Here is a 20,173-nt window from a genome sequence, read left to right as displayed (position 1 = left end):
CCCCTTACGAAATCACCCCAAGTGCATTCCCCTATTTCCGGGAAACGCTTATTCGATCCGCCAGTCCGACAAACCGCCACGCAAGAATACCTCTAAGAGGAATTGGGGCCAGATCGCTAGAACGCGAAATCAAGCCTCTCAAACCATAATTCTTGATCTATCGCAATGCAGTCTTGAGCTCGGTCTGTCAGCCATCACCGGCAAGATATTTCCCAGCAACATCAAACAAAAATACCGTTTGCCGGGATGCTGCGGCTTGACAGCGGAATTGCCCGCGGTAGGCACTGGCGGATGGCCGCGCAGGAGCCTGATTCGTGCCGGCGGCGGCGGTGCGAGGCGGCGCGGAATTTGCTTGGGAATCGCCTTCAAGACGCCGTCATTCCCGTATCAGTCCGCCAGATTGGCCTGCCAAGCGCGAGCGACCCAGGCGAGCAGAGGGACCGACCCGATGGGGCTTTCGAGATCGATGGCAAAGCCGGCTAGCGGCCTCCCGGCGCTGGCCGCCCTCCTGACCGCGATCGTCCTCCTGGCGCTCCCCGGCCTCGCCCATGCGCAGGGCGCGGTGCGCTCCGTCCATGGCGACTGGCAGATCCGCTGCGATACCCCGCCCGGCGCCCAGACCGAGCAATGCGCGCTGATCCAGAGCGTGGTGGCAGAAGACCGCTCCAATGCCGGCCTGACCGTGATCGTGCTGAAAACCGCCGACCAGAAGAGCCGCCTGATGCGCGTGGTGGCGCCGCTGGGTGTGCTGCTGCCCTCCGGCCTCGGACTCAAGCTCGATAACCAGGACGTCGGCCGCGCCGGTTTCGTCAGATGCCTGCCCAACGGCTGCGTGGCGGAAGTGGTGATGGACGACAAGCTGCTCGGCCAGCTGCGCAGCGCCAAGACCGCAACCTTCATTATCTTCGAGACCCCCGAAGAAGGCATCGGCTTCCCGCTCAGCCTGAACGGGCTCGGCGAGGGCTACGACAAGCTGCCGTAGCGGCCGATCGGGCACTGGTGAGCGATCCTATTGTTTCCGTAATGTGAGGCTTGGCGCCCTCGCGGAGCCGGTCCGAAACCACTATCTTGCCCCACAGCCCCCGATAATGGACGGACTCATGACCAACCCCGCAACAACCTCCCTGCTCGACCGTGCCAATCTCGACCGCGACCAGGTTCGCCACGAGGTCGCGCGCGGGCTTTCGGGCGCCGACGACGGCGAATTGTTCCTGGAATACAGCCAGACCGAAGCGCTGATGTTCGACAATGGGCGGCTGAAGCAGGCGACCTACGACACTTCGCAAGGGTTTGGCCTACGCGCCGTCAAGGACGATGCGGTTGGCTACGCCCATTCCTCCGACGTGTCGCTGCCGGCGCTGATTCGCGCCGCCGACGCGGTCGCCGCCGTGCGCGGCGGCTACTCCGGCAGCTTCGCCGCGCCGCCCCCGCACACCAATGTGCGGCTCTATGGCGACGACAATCCACTCGATGCGCCCGGCTTCGAGACCAAGGTCAAGCTGCTCGCCGAGATCGACGCTTACCTGCGCGACAAGGATCCGCGGGTGCGGCAGGTCAGCGTAAGCCTGGGCGCGACCTGGCAGGTCGTCGAGATCCTGCGGCCCGATGGCGAGAGCTATCGCGACATCCGTCCGCTGGTGCGCGTGAACATTTCCGTCGTCGCCGGCCAGGGTGACCGCCAGGAGAGCGGCAGCAAGGGCTATGGCGGCCGTGCCGGCTATGCCGAATTCATCGAGAGCAGATCCTGGCGCGAGGCCGCCGACGGCGCGCTGCGCGAGGCGCTGGTCAATCTGGAATCGATTCCAGCGCCGGCCGGCGAGATGGACGTCGTGCTGGGCGCCGGCTGGCCCGGCGTGATGCTGCATGAAGCGGTCGGCCATGGCCTGGAGGGCGACTTCAACCGCAAGAAGACCTCCGCCTTTGCCGGCCTGATGGGCCAGCAGGTCGCGGCCAAGGGCGTCACGGTCGTCGACGACGGCACCATCGCCTCGCGGCGCGGCTCGCTGTCGATCGACGACGAGGGCACGCCGACCAATCGCACCGTGCTAATCGAGGATGGCATCCTCGTCGGTTACATGCAGGACCGCCAGAACGCGCGCTTGATGAACATGAAGCCGACCGGCAACGGCCGTCGCCAGGGCTACGCCCATGTGCCGATGCCGCGCATGACCAACACCTACATGCTCGCGGGCGACCGCGATCCCGCCGAGATCCTCGCCTCGGTCAAGAACGGCGTGTTCGCCGCGAATTTCGGTGGCGGCCAGGTCGACATCACCTCAGGCAAATACGTGTTCCAGTGCACCGAGGCCTACAAGATCGAGAACGGCAAGATCGGCGCACCGCTGAAGGGCGCCATGCTGATCGGCAACGGACCGACCGACCTGCATCGCATCCGCATGATCGGCAACGACCTTGCGCTCGATACCGGCATCGGGACCTGCGGCAAGAACGGTCAGGGCGTGCCGGTCGGCGTCGGCCAGCCATCGCTGCTGATGGAACGCATCACGGTGGGTGGAACGGGCGCATGAGCGTGGAAGACAAAGTGACTGTCACCCCCAAGCGGAAAAGCAGCGGCTGGGGTGGGCAACTCGTGCAGCTCGCCGGCATCGTGGCCGCGGTCTTCATCGCCAAGGGCGCGCTGGCCGAGCCGTTCTACGTGCCGTCGGGCTCGATGGAGCCGACGCTGCTGATCGGCGATGCGCTGCTCGCCTCGAAATTCCCCTATGGCTACGGCACCTCATCGCTGCCGATTCAGATCAGCCTGCCCGAGAGCGGCCGGGTGTTCGCGGAGACGCCGAAGCTCGGCGACGTCGTCGTGTTCCGCTGGCCCGGCGATCGCTCGCAGGCCTGGGTCAAACGCGTCGTGGGACTGCCCGGCGACCGCATCCAGATGCGGCAGGGCCAGCTCTTCATCAACGACCGTCCCGCCGAGCTGAAGCCCGACGGCGTCGGCGCCGCCGAGGACGACCGTGGCGGCAGCGAGCCTGCCTATCGCTATGTCGAGACGCTGCCGAACGGCGTCTCGCATTTGATCTTCAAGATGCGCGACAACGGCCCGCTCGACAACACGCCCGAAGTGACGGTGCCGGCCGGGCATCTCTTCGTGCTCGGCGACAACCGCGACAATTCCGCCGACAGCCGCGTGCCGCTGCGCGCCGGCGGCGTCGGCCTGTTGCCGATCGACAATCTGATCGGCCGTGCCGATGCCGTGCTCGGCTCCTGGGATCTCGGCATGCGCGGTCAGCCGGTGTGGACCTGGCTGTCCGGGTTCAGGCTGGCCCGGTTCTTCACCGCCGTGCATTGAGCGGAAGTCTCTCCCCTTCACGATGAACCGTGACGAATTCCTCGCGCTTGCCCTGAGAAATCCCGTCAACGCTGCGATTGCCGACGCCCTTGCGCAGCTTGCGCTGCCGGATGCCTGGCTGGTCGCGGGTTGCCTGGTGCAGACGGTGTGGAACGTGCTCACCGGCCGTGCGATCAGTCACGGCATCGCCGACTACGACGTGTTCTACTTCGATCCCGATACGTCGTGGGAGGCGGAAGACGCAGTGATCCGCAGGCTGCATGCGCGGCTCGCTCATCTCGGCGCCAGGATCGAGATCCGCAACCAGGCGCGGGTGCATCTGTGGTACCCCGACAAGCATGGCCTGCCCTATCCGCCGCTGACGTGCTCGACGGACGGCATCGACCGTTTCCTCACGGAGAATACGCAACTGGGTATCCGACCCGCCGGCGGGAATTTCGACGTCTATGCGCCCCACGGGTTCGATGACGTCGCAAGGCTGATCGTAAGGCCCAACCGGGCGCCGAACTTCTCCGCCGCCAACTACGAGGCGAAAGCCGCGCGATGGAAGGCACTGTGGCCCGAGCTCACGGTGATTGCGGCAGAGTGAGCAAGACTCACTCCTGTCCCGGACAAGACGCCTCGCGAAGCGACGCGGCGCAGAGCCGGGACCCATCGTGCAGAGAGTGCGGGACCGCAATGGGCCCCGGTTCAGCAGCGCATCACCCTGTCCGGGGCACGACTACGAGCATCACCGCACCACGCCCGACGTGAATCCGGCCTTGCGGCGCGGCGGCTTGATCTCCTTCTTCAGAAAACAGCGCGCCTCGCGCCCGACGTAGCCGGGGCGGGCATAAGTGAAGGCACGGCATTTGTTGTCGGCGGTGCAGGCGGCCTTGCAGGCCTCTACGCTTTCGCCGTCCTTGAGCTCGAAATTGCGCAAATCACCACCCGGGCGGTCGATCGACGTCTCGACGCCCTCGACGCGCGGCTCGATCACGCCGGCGCCGCGCACCCCGGAGATGCAGCAACTTCCCGGCACGCGCGGCGGCACGGTGTTCTTCAACCAGCAGACCGCCGAGCCGCCTTCGACGTCGGGATAGCTGAAGCTCCAGGAGCGGCAGCGGCGGTCGCGCTCGCACAGCAGCGCGCAATCCTCGGGATCGCCCGAGGTGACCGGCGTGCTGAAATAGTCGCCGCCGGGCCTGTCGAATGCTGTCTGCGCGCGCGCGGGCACGCTCGCAAGCGCGAGCAAAAGCAGCGCGGCACAAGCCAAGAGGCGTGCCATGACGGCCCCAGGCAGGCGGCCCTTCACCATCGGAACAGCTTTCGAGTTATTGAGGACGCTCAGGTTTTCCGGCCCGATCATTTGATCGCCGCAAACCTGTACGGGCGATGAACGGCTCGGATCCGGTCGCTCGCCTATGACTCTAGAAAGCGTATTCCGCGTAGACCGGTTCCACCGAGCCCTTCCAGGGACCGTTGAACTTCTCCAGCATCTCCTCCGCCGGCGTCCGGCCGGAATCGATGATGCGATCGAGCGGCTCGAGGTGTCGGGTCTCGTCGCGGCCAAGCTGGTCGATCCGGCCGCGCCGGCGCAGGCCGGCATGTGCCAGAACGAGGCACTCCTTGGCGATCTCGAACAGATAGCGGTCCTTGATTCGCGCCTTGAAGCCGAACCGCGGCACGTCATCGCGCAGGGCCTGACGCTCATGCGCGGTCCAGTGCTTCACCATGTCCCAGGCGGCATCGAGCGAAACGTCGTCGTAGAGCAGCCCGACCCAGAACGCCGGCAGCGCCGGCAAACGGCCCCACGGACCGCCATCGGAGCCGCGCATCTCGAGATAGCGCTTGAGCCGCACTTCCGGAAAGATCGTCGAGAGATGGTTGGCCCAGTCCGACAGCGTCGGACGCTCGCCGGGAAGATTGTTGTTGCGGCCCTCGAAGAACGCGCGGAACGAGGAGCCCGACACGTCGATGTATTCCTCGCCGCGCTTGACGAAATACATGGGCACGTCGAGCGCGTAGTCGACATAGCGCTCGAACCCCATGCCGTCCTCGAAGGCCCACGGCATCATGCCTGCGCGCGCGTTGTCGGTGTCGCGCCAGATCTCGGACCGGAAAGACAGGAAGCCATTCGGCTTGCCCTCGGTGAACGGCGAATTGGCGAACAGTGCCGTCGCGACCGGCTGGAGCGCGAGCGAGACGCGCAGCTTCTTGACCATGTCGGCTTCGGAGGAGAAGTCGAGATTGGTCTGCACGGTACAGGTCCGGTACATCATGTCGAGGCCGTACTGACCGACCTTCGGCATGTAGTTGGTCATGATCTTGTAGCGGCCCTTGGGCATCACCGGGATATCGGCGCGCGACCAGGACGGCGTCATGCCGAGCCCGAGGAAGCCGATGCCGAGCGGCGTTGCGATCTCGCGCACCTGTGCCAGATGCGCCATCAACTCGCCCTGGGTCTGGTGCACATTCTCGACCGGCGCGCCGGACAGCTCGAACTGTCCGCCGGGCTCGAGCGAGATCGCGCCGCCACCGGTGACGTCGTAGAGGCCGATGATGTTGCCCTGCTCCATGATCGGCTCCCAGCCGAGCAGGAGCTTCATGCCTTCGAGCAGCGCGCCGATGCCGCGCGCACCTTCGTACGGCACCGGATGGTGGCCTTCGAGCGTGAACGGCGTCTTCTCGTGCTCGGTGCCCATGCGGAATTCGGACGGGTCCTTGCAGCCGGCCTCGAACCACGCGACGAGTTCGTCGCGTGATTGCAGCGGCGTCATATCGATCTGGTCTCGCGCCATATCAAACTCTAATCAAAAAGGCGCTTCGACCGAACGCGCGCGGTGACAGGGATGGCCCGCGAACCCACCGGTTGCGCGGACGAGCGGTTTGCCGCGCGATCATCGCGACGGCATGCTTTCGTTGACGCCCGCGGGCGGCAGTTTCACCTCGCCGCACGAGCAGCCCAGGCGATCGAGCAGATTGCTGAGCTTGACGGCGTCGGCATCGGACAGTTTCGAGCCGACATATTTCTCGATCGCAGCCGAATAGGCGCCCCACATCCGCTTCTGCAACTCGCGGCCGGCTTCCGTGATCTCGACGAACTGGCCGCGCTTGTCGATCTTGCATTCGCGCCGCGAGGCCAGGCCCTCGTCGACCAGGCGGTCGATCAGCCGCGAGGTGGAATATTGCGGAATCAGCATCTGCCGCTCGAGTTCGACCGGCCGCAGCTCGCCCGAGGGCGCCCGCGACAATTCGAGCAGCGCATCATACCAGGCCAGCGGTGGGAAGCCGGCCTTCTTCAAGTCCTGCTCGACGCAATCGAGCACGCGGCTCTGCACCCGCATCAGGCGGATCCAGGCGGCTGTTGCCTCGGTCGATGGTTTGCGTTTCATGGTCCCGCTCAAGTTCGTCGCCCGTCTCTTACTCCATTTGATGCACCTGCATCAATCTTGACTATTTCAAGCAGGTGCATGTAGTTGCTCTTTCGGCCGAACCAAGCATCAGGCGGAATTCCGCGAAACCGCAGGATTCGACCGGTGCCTGCTCGCCATCCCCATGGCCCTCCTGTCGGCCGGCCTGCCCTATGAGATGGTCGAGGTCGAATCGGCGCCAGGAAGCTCGAAAATGGGCGAGGACTATCTGAAGCTGACCCCTGGGGGCCAGGCCCTGCGCCGGGCCTCGACAGCGGCGAGATCGTGACCGAAGGCCCGGTGATTGTCCAGAAGATCGCCGTCTGGCCTCGGCCGAGGCGCTGGCGCCAGCCCGCGACAGTTCCGAGCACCACAAGCTGAAATTCCTCACCTCCGAGCTGCGCGGGAGCTTTGGACCGCCGTTCACCGAGCAGGACAGGCGAAGCGACGAAGACGGGGATCGATGATCAGCCGCTCTGCTTGCGCCATTCGCTGAATCCGAAGATTCGCGCTGCACTGACTGCAATTTTACGAGCATTGTCAGGGTTAACAATAACTCTGCGTTGTGCACTCCGCGGCCGTCACAATCCTTGTGAGAGCACTCCACTTGGCTCAGCTTCAGCGCGGGAACACGACGCAGACCACTGGACTGGACCGGGAAGCTATTGTGACGGCTGTACTCCTTCTCCTGCTCGCGAGCGCAATCACTGGCCTTGCGACGGGGCTCATCTTCCGAGTCTGGACTCTGCTGCTGGTCTCGCCGGCGACCGCGATCGTTACAGCAACGGTCCTTCAGACCTCAGGCTTTGGATTTTGGACGGGCGTTCCGATCGTCGTCGGCTGCCTGATTGCCGGCCAGCTCGCCTATTTGGCCGCGACGTTCTACCTGTACAGGGGCGAGCTCTCAATGCAGGACGACATCGACGGCGAGCCAGGCAAGCACGGCCATCGCGATATCGAGAAGGAGAACGAGTAGGACCAGGCCGAACCACGAGGGAATTTTTCTGCGCCGCCGGAGGAGCCCGCGGCGGCGCCACGACCGACCCAGAAGCAGCAAGGGGGCGTATCTTACCGCAACGCCGGCTGCGCTGTCTTGAGACACGGTGGGGATCATTGCGGGACACCTTCAATGCCAATGGGCCATCCGGGGAAACATCAGCAAGAGCGGTGCCAGGGCGGAGCGTGGCTGCGGCAGGATTCTGGCGTGGATCATCCGGCCCTTCTTCATCGTGAACCATGTGATCGGCGACGACGTCGAAGGATCATCTCCAGGAGACAGTTGCCTCATGAACATGATCGTCCTCATGACCGCCGGCGCGCCGCTCGCGATTCTTGGCTTGTCGACGCCGGTCGCGCCGCAGCGCGATTGCATCTTCATGATCCATCCACAGACCACCTCGGCCGTGTTCGAGAGCAGGGAAGGAAAGATCGTCTTTCCGGACCGGCCGACCGAATATCGGTGCAGCTACGCCAGGACGAAACGCGGCGCAGACATCGCTTTCACCAACCAGAATGGCTGGCATTTTGAAGTGCGCATCGGCCGCGGCGACGAAGGCAGCTGGACGGCCAGTCTCGCCGGCGAGACCGTATCGGGGCGCGCATTCTCGCCATTCGGCGACGGAAAATAAAAAGGCCGGATCAATGATCCGGCCTTTTGGCTCTGCGTGCCCGGATTTCGCTCACGCGCCATCCGGGCTACAGGTCTGTCTCAGGCCGCCGCCTTCTTCGGCGCGAAGCGGCCGTAGAAGGTCTCGCCCTTCGCCGCCATCTCCTCGAGCAGCTTCGGCGGGGTGAAGCGCGAGCCGTATTTCGCCTCGAGCTTGCGGCAGAGCTCGACGAACTTCTTCGTGCCCATGAAGTCGATGTAGGACAGCGTGCCGCCGGTGAACGGCGCGAAACCGAAACCGAGGATCGAGCCGACATCCGCTTCGCGCGGATCGGTGATGACGTGGTCCTCCACTGTGCGCGCGGCTTCCACCGCCTGCACCACCAGGAAGCGCTGCTTCAGTTCCTCGACGTCGAGCGTGTCAGGATCGAGCTGCTTCGGCTGCAGCGCCGAGAGTCCCGGCCAAAGGCTCTTCTGACCCTTGCCCTTCTCGGGGTAGTCGTAGAAGCCCTTGCTGTTCTTGCGGCCGAGGCGGCCCTGCTTCTCGACCATCTCCACCATCAGCTTCTTCTGATCGGGATTGATGGCGTTGGGGCCGAGATCGGCCTCCGTCGCCTTCATGATCTTGAGGCCGAGGTCGAGCGCGACTTCGTCCGACAACGAGAGCGGGCCGACCGGCATGCCGGCCATCTTGGCGCAATTCTCGATCATCGCCGGCGGCACGCCCTCCAGGAACATCTCGTTGCCTTCGGCGACGTAGCGGCCGACGCAGCGGTTGGCGAAGAAGCCGCGGCTGTCGTTGACCACGATCGGCGTCTTGCCGATCTGCCGGACGTAGTCGAGCGCTGTCGCGAGCGCGAGATCGCCGGTGTTCTTGCCCTTGATGATCTCGACCAGCATCATCTTCTCGACCGGAGAGAAGAAGTGGATGCCGACGAACTTGCCCTGGTCCTTGAAGCCCTCGGCCAGCGAGGTGATCGGCAGGGTCGAGGTGTTCGAGGCGAAGATCACGTCCGGCTTCAGATATTGCTGCGCCTTGGCGAAGGTCTCGGCCTTGACCTTGCGGTCCTCGAACACGGCCTCGATGACGAGGTCGACGTCCTTCAGCGCGGCATAGTCGGCGGTCGGCGTGATGCGCGCGAGCAGCGCTTCGGCATCCCCGGGCTTGGCGCGGCCCTTCTTGATCTGCTCTTCGATCACCTTCTGCGCATGCGCCTTGCCCTTGTCGGCGCTCTCCTGGTCGCGGTCGATCAGGACGACGTCGAGACCGGCGCGGGCCGAGACATAGCCGACGCTGGCGCCCATGAAGCCGGCGCCGATGACGGCGATTTTCTTCACCTTGGTCGGCGGCACGTCCTTCGGGCGGCGGGCGCCCTTGTTCAATTCCTGCATCGACAGGAACAGGCTGCGGATCATCGCGGCCGCTTCCTTCGAGCGCAGCACCGAGGCGAAGTAGCGCGACTCCACCCGCAGCGCGGCGTCGATCGGCAGCTGCAGGCCCTCATAGACGCAGCTCATGATGGCGCGCGCGGCCGGATAATTGTCGTAGGTCTCGCGGCGGTAGATCGCGTTGCCGGCCGGGAACATCATCATGCCGGCCTTGGAGAACACCGGACCGCCCGGAAGCTTGAAGCCCTTCTCGTCCCAGGGCGCGACGGCCTTGCCGCCGCCCCTGATCCAGTCCTTCGCCGCCTTGACGAGGTCGGCGGCGGGCGCCACGGCGTGAATGAGGTTCAGCGCCTTGGCCTTCTCGACCGTGACGGGATCGCCCTTGAGCAGGATCGTCATCGCATCCTGCGGCGGCACCAGGCGCGGCACACGCTGCGTCCCGCCGGCACCGGGGAACAGGCCGACCTTGACCTCGGGCAGGCCGAGGCGGGTCTTGGGATTCTCCGCCGCGACGCGATAGTGGCAGCACAGCGTGATCTCGAAGCCACCGCCGAGCGCGAGGCCGTTGATCGCGGCCGCCCACGGCTTGCCCGACGTCTCGATCGAACGCAGCACCAGCGAGAAGCGGCGGCTCTGGTCGAACAGCATCTGGTTCGCCGCGGTCTCGCCCTGCTCCTTGAAGACCTTCGCATAGGCCTGGTTCATGCCTTCGAGCATCGACAGGTCCGCGCCCGCACAGAACGCCTCTTTCGCGGAGGTGATGACGACACCCTTCACCGCGGCGTCTGCCGTCGTTTCCTTCACGATCGCCTCGAGCTCATTGGTCGAGGTCTCGTCGAGCACGTTCATCGAACGGCCCGGGATGTCCCAGGTGACGAGCGCGATGCCGTCTGCGTCGGTCTCAACCTTGAAATTCTTGTAGGCCATGCTGGTTGCTCCTCGGTGCCGCAGCCGATCTCAGGCGCGGCGGTTGATGGGGGTCTCGTCTTCCCCTCTCCCCTTGTGGGAGAGGGTCCGAGCGAAGCGAGGGGGTGAGGGGTCTGCATCCGCGGAGACAGACCCCTCACCCGGCCAGAACCCGCTTCGCGTGTTCGCGCCACCCTCTCCCACAAGGGGAGAGGGGAAGAAGTTACACCCGCTCGATGATGGTCGCGGTGCCCATGCCGCCGCCGATGCACAGCGTGACAAGGGCGGTGGACTTGTTGGTTCGCTCGAGCTCGTCGAGCACGGTGCCGAGGATCATCGCGCCGGTCGCCCCGAGCGGATGGCCGAGCGCGATGGCACCGCCATTGACGTTGATCTTGGCGCTGTCGATGTCGAAAGCCTGGATGTAGCGCAGCACGACGGAGGCGAAGGCCTCGTTGAGCTCGAACAGGTCGATGTCGGACTTCTTCATGCCCGAGCGCGCGAACAGCTTTTCGGTGACGTCGACCGGACCGGTCAGCATCATCGCCGGCTCGGAGCCGATGTTGGCGAACGCGCGGATCTTCGCGCGCGGCTTCATGCCGTACTTGCTACCGGCCTCCTTGCTGCCGAGCAGCACGGCGCCGGCACCGTCGACGATGCCCGACGAATTGCCGGCGTGATGCACGTAGTTCACGCGCTCGATCTCGGGATGCGACTGCACCGCGACGCCGTCAAAGCCGCCCATCTGCGCCATCATGGTGAACGACGGCTGCAGCTGCGCCAGCGACTGCATCGTGGTCGACGGACGCATGTGCTCGTCCTTGGCGAGGATCGTGAGGCCGTTGATGTCCTTCACCGGCACCACCGACTTGTCGAAGCGCCCCTCGTCCCAGGCCTTTGCCGCGCGCTGCTGGCTCTGCACGGCGTAGGCGTCGACGTCGTCACGCGAGAAGCCGTATTTGGTCGCGATCAGATCGGCCGAGACGCCCTGCGGCATGAAATAGGCCGGCACCGCGATCGAAGGATCCATCGGCCATGCGCCGCCGGAAGCGCCGATGCCGACGCGGCTCATGGATTCGGCGCCGCCGCCGATCACCAGCTCATGCTGGCCGCTCATGATCTGCGCGGCGGCGAAGTTCACGGCATCGAGGCCGGAGGCGCAGAACCGGCTGATCTGCACGCCGGGAACGGCGTCGCCGAGGCCCGCCTTCAGCGCGGCGAAGCGCGCGATGTCGGATCCGGCTTCACCGACGGGATCGACCACGCCGAGGATGACGTCGTCGACGGAATCTTCCGGCAGATTGTTGCGCTCCTTCAGCGCCTTCAGCGGCACGGTGGCGAGCGCGAGCGCCGTGACCTCGTGCAGCGCGCCGTCCGCCTTGCCGCGGCCGCGCGGGGTGCGAACGTGGTCGTAGATGAATGCCTCAGGCATGACGCCCTCCTGATGTGATGTTTGAAAGCTATTGGGAAACGGCGGCGGGAGCAGGCCTCAGAAAGCTTCCGCCGGCAATTCCATGATGGTGGCGCATCCGGCCTGGATGCGCGCGAGATTGGCCGCGGTCTCCGGCAGCATCCGCTCCATGAAGAAGCGGCCGGTGACGAGCTTGGTCGAGAGATAGGGCGTCGCCCCGCTCTCGGCAATCTTGGCATTCGTCACCTTGGCCATCCTCGCCCACATATAGCCGAGCGCGACGAAGCCGAAGAGATGCAGGTAGTCGGTGGCAGCCGCGCCGGCATTGTCCGGCTTCGCCATCGCATTCTGCATCAGCCAGGTGGTGGCCTGCTGGAGGTGGCCGAGCGAGGTGGAGAGCGGCGTGATGAAGGGCTTGAGTGCCTCGTCGCCGCCATTCTCCTTGGCAAAGGCCATCACCTCGCCGAAGAAGGCCATGATGGCGCGGCCGCCGTCGCGCGGCAGCTTGCGGCCGACGAGGTCGAGCGCCTGGATGCCGTTGGCGCCTTCATAGATCATGGCGATACGCGCATCGCGCACGAACTGCTCCATGCCCTGCTCGGCGATGTAGCCGTGGCCGCCATACATCTGCTGCGCCTGCACCGCGTTGGCGAAGCCGTAGTCGGTGAGGAAGCCCTTCAGCACCGGCGTCATCAGGCCCATGTGGTCGTCCGCGGCCTGGCGGTCCTTGGGATCCTCGGAGCGGTGGGCGACGTCGCTCTTCAGCGCGGTCCAGATCACGAAAGCGCGCGCGGCCTCGTTGAAGGCGCGGATCGACAGCAGCGTGCGGCGCACGTCGGGATGCACGATGATCGGATCGGCCGGCTTGTCCGGCGCCTTGACGCCGGTGAGGGAACGGCCCTGGATGCGCTCGCGGGCATAGGCGACGGCGTTCTGATAGGCGACCTCGGACTGCGCGAGGCCCTGCACGGCGACGCCGAGACGGGCCTCGTTCATCATCACGAACATGCCCTGCATGCCCTTGTTCTCTTCGCCGATCAGCCAGCCGGTGGCGTTGTCGTAGTTCATCACGCAGGTGGAATTGCCGTGGATGCCCATCTTGTGCTCGATCGAGCCGCAGACGACGCCGTTGCGCTGCCCGATCGAACCATCGGCGTTCACCAGGAATTTCGGCACCACGAACAGCGACACGCCCTTGATGCCGGCCGGCGCGCCCTCGATGCGGGCGAGCACGAGATGGATGATGTTGTCGGCGAGATCGTGCTCGCCGGCCGAGATGAAGATCTTGGTGCCCGTGATCCTGAAGCTGCCGTCCGCCTGGCGCACCGCCTTGGTGCGGAGCATGCCGAGGTCGGTGCCGCAATGCGGCTCGGTGAGGTTCATGGTGCCGGTCCATTCGCCGGCCACCATCTTCGGGACGTAGATCTTCTTCTGCTCGGGCGTGCCGTGCACCAGCAGCGCCGCGGTCGCGCCCATGGTCAGACCGCCATACATCGAGAACGCCATGTTGGCGGAGATCTGGAATTCGTTGACCGCCTGGCTCAGCGTCACCGGAAGGCCCTGGCCGCCATATTCGGTCGGCGCCGACAGGCCGAGCCAGCCGCCCTCGACGACCTGCTTGAACGCTTCCTTGAAGCCTTTCGGCGTGGTGACGCTGCCGTCGTCGGCGCGCTTGCAGCCTTCGAGATCACCCACGCGATTCAGCGGCTGCAGCACCTCTTCGGCGAGCTTGGCGGCTTCGCCGAGGATCGCCTCGCGCACGTCGCTCGACGCATCGGAGAAGCCCGGCAGATTGTCGTAGCGGTCGATCTGGAAGACGTCGTTGAGCAGGAAGTTCACGTCTTCGACGGGGGCTTTATAGATCGGCATGGGGTTCTCCCGGCATGGGCCTTGAAATGATGTTCGTGCGGTTCCTGCGGCGCGTTCGCCCGCGAGCTTAGCGGGTTCGGCAACTCAGGGCAGTATCATGATTGGGCAGCCAGCTGCTCCGCCATCAGACGGTGCAGCATGTTGATCGCCTTGAGCGGACGCACCATCACCTTGAAGTGCGTGATGCGTCCCTCGCCGTCGAAGCTGATGATGTCGACGCCGTTGATCTCGATGCCGTCGATCATGGTCTTGAATTCGAGCACGGCGCCGCGCTCGTTCCTCCACTCACCCACATAGGTGAAGGTCGGACCGCCGAGCACCTGTTCGGCACTGGAGAGATATTTGAAGGTGATGTCGCGGCCGCGCTGCGGCGTGTGAACGACGGGGCTTTCGAACACGGCATCGGGGTGCAGAAGATCCCAGAGCGCGGTGCGGTCATGAGACTTCATGTAGGCGTACCAGGAATCGAGGCCGGTCATTCTCGGGTGCCTCCCTAAAGGGCTTTCCAGGAGCCTTGGCAAAAAACGCGAAAACAACCCCATGCACAGTAGCGAAAGGGTTGATTCCGCTGGGTTTTCAGGACGGGTCTTTCGCCCGGCCCTTCAGCCGCCTCATATGCACATTGACGCATATGCGCCGATGCGCATAAAGTCAAGCCACAAGGTCGAGAACAGGAGACCGGTCATGGCACTGGGCGACGCGATCCTCGCATGCCTGACGGAACGTCCGATGACGGGCTACGAGCTCGCCAAGACGTTCGATTCCTCGATCGGCTTCTTCTGGAAGGCCGACCACCAGCAGATCTACCGCGAACTCTCCAAGCTGCGCGACCGCGGCTACATCCAGGGCCGCGAGGTCGTGCAATCAGGCAAGCCCAACAAGCTGGTTTATACGCTCACTCCGGAGGGCCGAACAGCGCTGCGGCACTGGGCCGCGCGGCCAAGCACGCCGGCCTCGACCAAGGACGACCTCCTGGTCCGCCTCCATGCGCTCGACAGCATCGACATCGAGCCGCTGCGCGCCGATTTGATGGCCCGGCTCGAGCACCACCGCGACCGCCACGCCAATTACGAGCGCATCCTGAAGAAGCGCTTTCCGGACGGCACGGCAGAGGGCAAGCTCGACCTCGGCAACCTGCTCCTGCTCCGCCTGGGGGCCCGGCACGAGCAGATGGTGGCCGACTTCTGCGAGGAAGCGCTCGAGGCGCTGTCGGCGATGAGCGGCAAGGCCACCGTGGTGCCGATCGAGGATGGCAAGCGCGAGAAGGGCTGAGGGGCCGAGCCCGACCAAGAATTGGTGCCCCGCCCTTGAAAATCATTTCGACACTTGTCATATTTTGAGCGACAAGTGGCGAGACTGATGCTGATGGACGAACTTGCTCAATCCCCTGAAATTGCCCGGCTGGCGGCCGTCACACGGCTTCTCGGGGGAACTTCCACCTTTCGGAAGATGCCCAAGAGCCCACTAGAGGCTCACGAAATTCTCGTGAGTGGCCTCCCATCCAAGGCGCTGGTGTATCTGGTCGCAAATTTCGCATTTCTCCGCTGGGACGATTCTTTCGCCAAGGCGATCGGAATGAGCCATAGAACCTACCAGCGGCACACGGCTGAAAATATCCGGCAGCTCAGCCCTGAACAGAGCGGGCGCGCGTGGAAGCTCGCAGAAATATTGGCGAAAGCCACTTCGGTCCTCGGATCGAAGGAGGAGGCTGAGCAGTGGCTGGAGCGCCCGGCCATTGGCCTCGATCAACGCAAGCCGATTGATCTGTTAGCCACACCTGCCGGGGTTGAACTCGTCGAGGATTTTCTCGCACGGCTTGAGTATGGCGTTTACGCGTGACACCGCTCCCCGCATCGCTCGGCGGCTCCGAGCTGGTGGCTTGGCGTCTGGATCAATCCAAATATGCTGCGACCTGGGACAGTGGAGAGGGCGCGTTTCTCGTCGGAGGCCGCTGGAACAGCAAAGGAGTTCGCACGGTTTACTGTTCGATCGATCCCGCGACGGCGATTCTGGAGGTCGCCGTTCATAAGGGATTTCGCGCGTTGGACATGGTGTCCCATGTGATCACGGCCACAGCGATCGATCCAGCGGGTGTATTCGTCGTCGAGCCCAATACCGTTCCAAATCCCAACTGGCTGAGGCCGGGGATACCGAGCGCCGGCCAGCAGGCATTCGGGGATGAGCTGCTTGCGAAACACAGGTTCATCGTGATTCCGAGCGTGGTCTCGACGGCGAGCTGGAATTTGATCTTCACGGCCGCAAATGCGGCGGGCGCCTACAAGCTGAGATCTCAGGAGCCATTCGCACTGGACACGCGCTTGCACCCGCCAGGTCGCTAAGCCGCGCTCGAGGCGCTGTCGGCGATGAGTGGCAAGGCCACGGTAGTGCCGCTGGAGGATGGGAAGCGCGGGAAGGGCTAGGTTCGGCCTCGGCGGTGCCCACATCTCTCGCTTGCGAGAGCTTTGCAAAATGGGGCGGAACTAGAGCGATGTTCTGCAAACGAATCTGGTCAGTTCTCGTTTCGATTCCGGTGCATTCGGTTTCGTTCCGAATTATGCAAAGCGCTCGCTTGCAGGACAGGTCGCGCCGAAGGCGCGGGTGAGCGCCTTCTCCTCTTCGGGGTTCTCGATTGCGGAAGCACTCTCTCCCCCAACCCTCTCCCGCAAGCGGAGCGCACCTTGTTCCGGGGCTCGCTGTTCCGCCCAACTTTAAGACAGCGGCGCCGCATTCCTTAACTCGTTATTTACCGTAACAGGAAAAAGTCGGTTTTCGAGGCAGACGACCCGCGCCAAATTCGATTGTCTTTGCAACCGGGGCGCGTGGGGAGGCTGGAGGCGCCGGGTGGGGCGCCGGAGTCGGAACCGGACAGAGTCATGAATTCGCGCGTATCGTGGAGTGTTGACGGCATCGATCCATCCGTCCGGGAGCGGGCCGAAGCTGCTGCGCGCAGAGCCGGCATGTCACTCAACGATTGGCTGAGCTCCACGCTCGGCGAGACGGCCCCGCCGAACTTTCGCGCAGCCTACGACCAGCGTCCGCAGCACATGCCGAGCCAAGGCCCCAGTCAGGAGAGCCGCGAAGTCGCGGACATCCACCAGCGGCTCGACGCGATCACCCAGCAGATCGAACGGATTTCCAAGCCCGCCCCGCGCCAGGACTCTTCAAGACCAGACGTCTCGCGCGAGCAGGGCGTCGCGCGTCAACTCAACGATGCGATCTCGCGGCTCGATGCGCGCCTGTCGCAAATCTCCCGCCCGCAGCGGCAACCGCAGCAGCCGCAGGCCCCACGCCCCGCCCCGGCCGACACGCGCCAGCGCCAGGCCGATGCGGTCGAGCGCGCGGCCGCGCAGGTCTATCGCAGCTCACCACCCCTGAGCCCGGCTTCGTTCGACGTCGCGGTCGCCGAGATCACCGCGCGCCAGAGCGAGCTCGACGGCTTTGCGCCCAGGCAGATGCCGCCGCGTGCCGCGCCTTCGCTTGCGCCCGCCGCTCCTTACGCACCGCCCATGGCCCCGCCGGCGCCTGCCTACGCGCCGCCGCCACCGCAGCCGGGGCCGGATTTTTCATCGCTCGAGCGCCACCTGCTCAAGATCACGAGCCAGATCGAGTCGCTGCAGCGTCCCGACAATACCGAGCAGGCGATCAACGCCTTCCGCAGCGAGCTTGCCGAAATCCGTGCCGCCATCACCGAGGCGATGCCGCGCCGCGCGATCGAATCGATCGAGAACGAGATCCGCTCGCTGCACCGTCGCATCGACGAGACACGGTCCAACGGCACCGACGGCCAGGTCCTCTCCGGCATCGAGCATGCGCTGTCCGACATCAAGCAGGTGCTGCGCACGCTGACGCCGGCCGAGCAGCTCACCGGCTACGACGAGGCGATCCGCAATCTCGGCGCCAAGCTCGATCTGATCCTGCGCGCCAATGACGATCCCTCGACAGTGCAGCAGCTCGAAGGCGCGATCTCGGCGCTGCGCGGCATCGTCTCGAACGTGGCCTCCAACGAGGCGCTGGCACGGCTTTCCGAGGACGTGCAGCTGCTGTCGTCCAAGGTCGACCAGGTCACCCGCGCCTCCGGCCACGGCGACAGCTTCGCGGTGCTGGAGCAGCGCATCGCCGCGCTCACCGCTGCGCTCGAAACCCGCGAACGGCCTCAGCCATCCGAGAGCACCGAGCACCTCGAAGCCGCGATCCGCGCGCTGTCGGACCGTTTCGACCGCATGCAGGTCGGCAGCGATTCCGCGTCCACCTTCGCGCATCTCGAACAGCGCGTCTCCTATCTGCTGGAACGGATCGAAGCCGCCTCCGATCCGCACAACGGCAATCTGAGCCGCGTCGAGGACGGGCTGCACGACATCCTGCGCCACCTGGAGCGGCAGCAGGCGACCTATGCCGCGCTGGCCGAGAGCCGCAACTCCGCACCGCTCGCAGATTCCGGCATGGTCGATCTCGTCAAGCGCGAGCTCTCCGACATCCGCTTCAGCCAGGCCGAGACCACCCGGCACACCCAGGACTCGCTCGAGGCCGTCCACAGCGCGCTCGGCCACGTCGTCGATCGCCTCTCGATGATCGAGGGCGATCTGCGCGCGGTGCGCACCGTGCCGGCGCCGCAGCCGATGCCGATGGCCGCTCCGATGGAGCCGGCGCCGATGGCGCGCGAGCCGCGGCCACAACCGCAGCAGCCGAAATACGATCCGAAGCCCGAGCTGCCCAATCCCGCCGCCGCGCAGGGTGCGCAAGCCGCCTTCGTCGCCGCGCCGCGCGAATTCCACGCAGCCGCGCCCGTTGCGCCGCCGCCGGTGCCGGCGGCACCGCAAGTCGCACCACCCTTGCCGCCGCGTGCGATCAGCGAAATCCTGGAGCCGCACACCGCGCCCGCGCGGACCGCGCTCGCGCCGGAATTGCCACCGGATCATCCGCTCGAGCCGGGCACACGGCCGGGCGGACGCCTCGCCACGCCGTCGGAGCGCATCGCCGCCTCCGAGAGCGCGATCAGCGGAATTGCCACCGCGCCGAAAGAGCCGGTGTCGTCGTCGAGCTTCATCGCGGCCGCACGCCGCGCCGCGCAAGCCGCCGCCGCGCAGCCGGAAAAGACCGGCCGCGCCGCCAAGGCAGGGGCCGACCGATCCAAGAACAAGGACCAGGGCAAGGACGGCGGTTCGACCATCACTTCGAAGATCCGCTCGCTGCTGGTCGGCGCAAGCGTGGTCGTAATCGTGCTCGGCACCTTCAAGATGGCGATGAACCTGCTCGAAGGCGGCAGCCCGCCGCCGGCGCCGCAGGCCATGGACGATACGTCCGGCCAGCCGGCGCCGCTGGCCCCGCCGCCCCCGGTCGAGACCAAGCCCGCCACGCCCGAGCAGATCACGCCGTCGATGACGTCGCCGACGCCGATCGGACGGCAATCCCAGATCAATGCCGCGCCGGCGCCCGCCGCCATTCCGGGCAACTCGGCCTCCGTCGAGATCCCGCCGGCGCCTGCCGCAGCCCCGCCGCCGGCCTCCAGCGACGTCACCGGCGCGCTGTCCGGCACCAGCCGCGCCAAGCTCGGCCTCGTCCAGGTGCCGCCGAGCGAGAGATTGCCTGACGGCATCGGCGGCCCGGCCTTGCGCACCGCCGCGATGAAGGGCGATGCAACCGCGGCCTACGAGATCGGCGTGCGCTTTGCCGAAGGAAAGGGCGTCGCCACGAATTACGACGAAGCGGCGAAGTGGTACGACCGCGCGGCGCAGGCCGGCGTAGTGCCCGCGATCTTCCGCCTCGGCACGCTCTACGAAAAGGGCCTTGGCGTGAAGAAGGACGCCGACATCGCCCGCCGCTACTACACCCAGGCCGCCGAGCGCGGCAACGCCAAGGCGATGCACAATCTCGCGGTGCTCGACGCCGACGGCGGTGGGCGCGGCGCCAATTACAAGAGCGCAGCGCAGTGGTTCCGCAAGGCGGCCGATCGCGGCGTCGCCGACAGCCAGTTCAACCTCGGCATCCTCTATGCCCGCGGCATCGGCGTCGAGCAGAACCTCGCCGAATCCTACAAATGGTTCAGCCTGGCGGCCGCACAGGGCGATGCGGACGCGGCCGGCAAGCGCGACGACGTCGCCAAGCGCCTCGACCCGCAATCGCTCGCCGCCGCCAAGCTCGCGATCCAGACTTTCAGCCCCGAGCCGCAGCCCGACGATGCCGTCAATGTCGCAGCGCCCGCCGGCGGCTGGGACACCGCGTCGCAGGCAAGCGCAAAGCCGGCGCCGAAGGCCGTCGCGACCAAGCGCTCGGCTTCGGCCGCGAATTGAGCCGCATAG

18 protein-coding genes are annotated in these 20,173 nt (G+C 65.5%); 11 read left to right on the top strand and 7 right to left on the bottom strand.

The features are described 5' to 3' along the window. Positions 1–448: 448 nt before the first annotated feature. The 4 genes from AC1RQP_RS16975 (at position 449) to AC1RQP_RS16960 (ending at position 3,893) form a co-directional block, all read left to right on the top strand. Positions 449–982 (top strand): invasion associated locus B family protein, encoded by a 534-nt coding sequence (locus AC1RQP_RS16975; RefSeq protein WP_239620448.1) that lies wholly within the window; start codon positions 449–451, stop codon positions 980–982. Between the two features lie 118 nt (positions 983–1,100). Beyond that, positions 1,101–2,528, top strand: coding sequence for a metalloprotease TldD (tldD, locus tag AC1RQP_RS16970; RefSeq protein ID WP_492937786.1), 1,428 nt, complete (start codon positions 1,101–1,103; stop codon positions 2,526–2,528). Next, a complete protein-coding gene (gene lepB / locus AC1RQP_RS16965; protein WP_061882496.1) occupies positions 2,525–3,304 on the top strand; it encodes a signal peptidase I in 780 nt (259 codons plus the stop codon). Before tldD ends, lepB begins: the two co-directional genes overlap by 4 nt. A 22-nt stretch (positions 3,305–3,326) precedes the next feature. Continuing rightward, a complete protein-coding gene (locus AC1RQP_RS16960; protein WP_492937785.1) occupies positions 3,327–3,893 on the top strand; it encodes a nucleotidyltransferase family protein in 567 nt (188 codons plus the stop codon). A 141-nt stretch (positions 3,894–4,034) separates the two neighbouring features. On the opposite strand, the gene AC1RQP_RS16955 is transcribed toward AC1RQP_RS16960, so the two are convergent. The 3 genes from AC1RQP_RS16955 to AC1RQP_RS16945 all read right to left on the bottom strand — a co-directional run bounded on the left by AC1RQP_RS16955 (position 4,035) and on the right by AC1RQP_RS16945 (position 6,678). Continuing rightward, positions 4,035–4,601, bottom strand: coding sequence for a PAN domain-containing protein (locus tag AC1RQP_RS16955; RefSeq protein WP_492937879.1), 567 nt, complete (start codon positions 4,599–4,601; stop codon positions 4,035–4,037). A gap of 112 nt (positions 4,602–4,713) precedes the next feature. Next, entirely contained in the window at positions 4,714–6,084 is a 1,371-nt protein-coding gene (locus tag AC1RQP_RS16950; RefSeq protein WP_492937784.1) for a glutamate--cysteine ligase, read from the bottom strand. A 99-nt stretch (positions 6,085–6,183) separates the two neighbouring features. Next, positions 6,184–6,678, bottom strand: a complete 495-nt coding sequence (locus AC1RQP_RS16945; RefSeq protein ID WP_061882499.1) for a MarR family winged helix-turn-helix transcriptional regulator — start codon at positions 6,676–6,678, stop codon at positions 6,184–6,186. A 163-nt stretch (positions 6,679–6,841) separates the two neighbouring features. Here AC1RQP_RS16945 and AC1RQP_RS16940 point away from each other — a divergent pair, with 163 nt between their 5' ends. The 3 genes from AC1RQP_RS16940 (at position 6,842) to AC1RQP_RS16930 (ending at position 8,324) form a co-directional block, all read left to right on the top strand. Continuing rightward, on the top strand, positions 6,842–6,985 hold the full coding sequence (locus AC1RQP_RS16940) for a thioredoxin domain-containing protein (RefSeq protein ID WP_492937783.1): 144 nt from the start codon (positions 6,842–6,844) through the stop codon (positions 6,983–6,985). Between the two features lie 378 nt (positions 6,986–7,363). Then, positions 7,364–7,672: a hypothetical protein gene (locus tag AC1RQP_RS16935; RefSeq protein ID WP_492937782.1), complete on the top strand. Its 309-nt coding sequence runs from the start codon at positions 7,364–7,366 to the stop codon at positions 7,670–7,672. A 310-nt stretch (positions 7,673–7,982) separates the two neighbouring features. Next, the gene (locus tag AC1RQP_RS16930) at positions 7,983–8,324 is read left to right on the top strand and encodes a hypothetical protein (RefSeq protein WP_492937781.1); all 342 of its coding nucleotides are present in this window, start codon (positions 7,983–7,985) and stop codon (positions 8,322–8,324) included. A gap of 80 nt (positions 8,325–8,404) precedes the next feature. Here the strand turns inward: AC1RQP_RS16930 and AC1RQP_RS16925 are convergent, their stop codons facing one another. The 4 genes from AC1RQP_RS16925 to AC1RQP_RS16910 form a co-directional block, all read right to left on the bottom strand. After that, on the bottom strand, positions 8,405–10,618 hold the full coding sequence (locus AC1RQP_RS16925) for an FAD-dependent oxidoreductase (RefSeq protein WP_492937780.1): 2,214 nt from the start codon (positions 10,616–10,618) through the stop codon (positions 8,405–8,407). A gap of 202 nt (positions 10,619–10,820) precedes the next feature. Continuing rightward, positions 10,821–12,029: an acetyl-CoA C-acetyltransferase gene (locus AC1RQP_RS16920; RefSeq protein ID WP_492937779.1), complete on the bottom strand. Its 1,209-nt coding sequence runs from the start codon at positions 12,027–12,029 to the stop codon at positions 10,821–10,823. Positions 12,030–12,086: 57 nt separating this feature from the next. Continuing rightward, positions 12,087–13,877 (bottom strand): acyl-CoA dehydrogenase C-terminal domain-containing protein, encoded by a 1,791-nt coding sequence (locus AC1RQP_RS16915; RefSeq protein ID WP_492937778.1) that lies wholly within the window; start codon positions 13,875–13,877, stop codon positions 12,087–12,089. Between the two features lie 95 nt (positions 13,878–13,972). Further along, positions 13,973–14,356, bottom strand: a complete 384-nt coding sequence (locus tag AC1RQP_RS16910; protein ID WP_028179840.1) for a nuclear transport factor 2 family protein — start codon at positions 14,354–14,356, stop codon at positions 13,973–13,975. 205 nt (positions 14,357–14,561) lie between these two features. On the opposite strand from AC1RQP_RS16910, the gene AC1RQP_RS16905 reads away from it, so the two are divergent. The 4 genes from AC1RQP_RS16905 to AC1RQP_RS16890 all read left to right on the top strand — a co-directional run bounded on the left by AC1RQP_RS16905 (position 14,562) and on the right by AC1RQP_RS16890 (position 20,164). Further along, on the top strand, positions 14,562–15,149 hold the full coding sequence (locus AC1RQP_RS16905; RefSeq protein ID WP_239620415.1) for a PadR family transcriptional regulator: 588 nt from the start codon (positions 14,562–14,564) through the stop codon (positions 15,147–15,149). A 93-nt stretch (positions 15,150–15,242) separates the two neighbouring features. Continuing rightward, positions 15,243–15,716 carry an Xre family toxin-antitoxin system antitoxin gene (locus AC1RQP_RS16900; protein WP_492937878.1) on the top strand — a complete coding sequence of 158 codons (474 nt, stop codon included), beginning with the start codon at positions 15,243–15,245 and terminating at the stop codon, positions 15,714–15,716. Next, positions 15,713–16,216, top strand: coding sequence for an RES family NAD+ phosphorylase (locus AC1RQP_RS16895; protein ID WP_239620411.1), 504 nt, complete (start codon positions 15,713–15,715; stop codon positions 16,214–16,216). The genes AC1RQP_RS16900 and AC1RQP_RS16895 overlap by 4 nt, the downstream gene beginning before the upstream one ends. A gap of 534 nt (positions 16,217–16,750) precedes the next feature. Beyond that, positions 16,751–20,164, top strand: a complete 3,414-nt coding sequence (locus AC1RQP_RS16890) for a tetratricopeptide repeat protein (protein WP_492937777.1) — start codon at positions 16,751–16,753, stop codon at positions 20,162–20,164. Positions 20,165–20,173: the final 9 nt, after the last annotated feature.

Source organism: Bradyrhizobium sp. GW821-FHT13H06 (assembly GCF_058803975.1).
The sequence above is the reverse complement of the archived record's forward strand: the minus strand, read 5'-3'. Positions and strand labels throughout refer to the sequence as shown.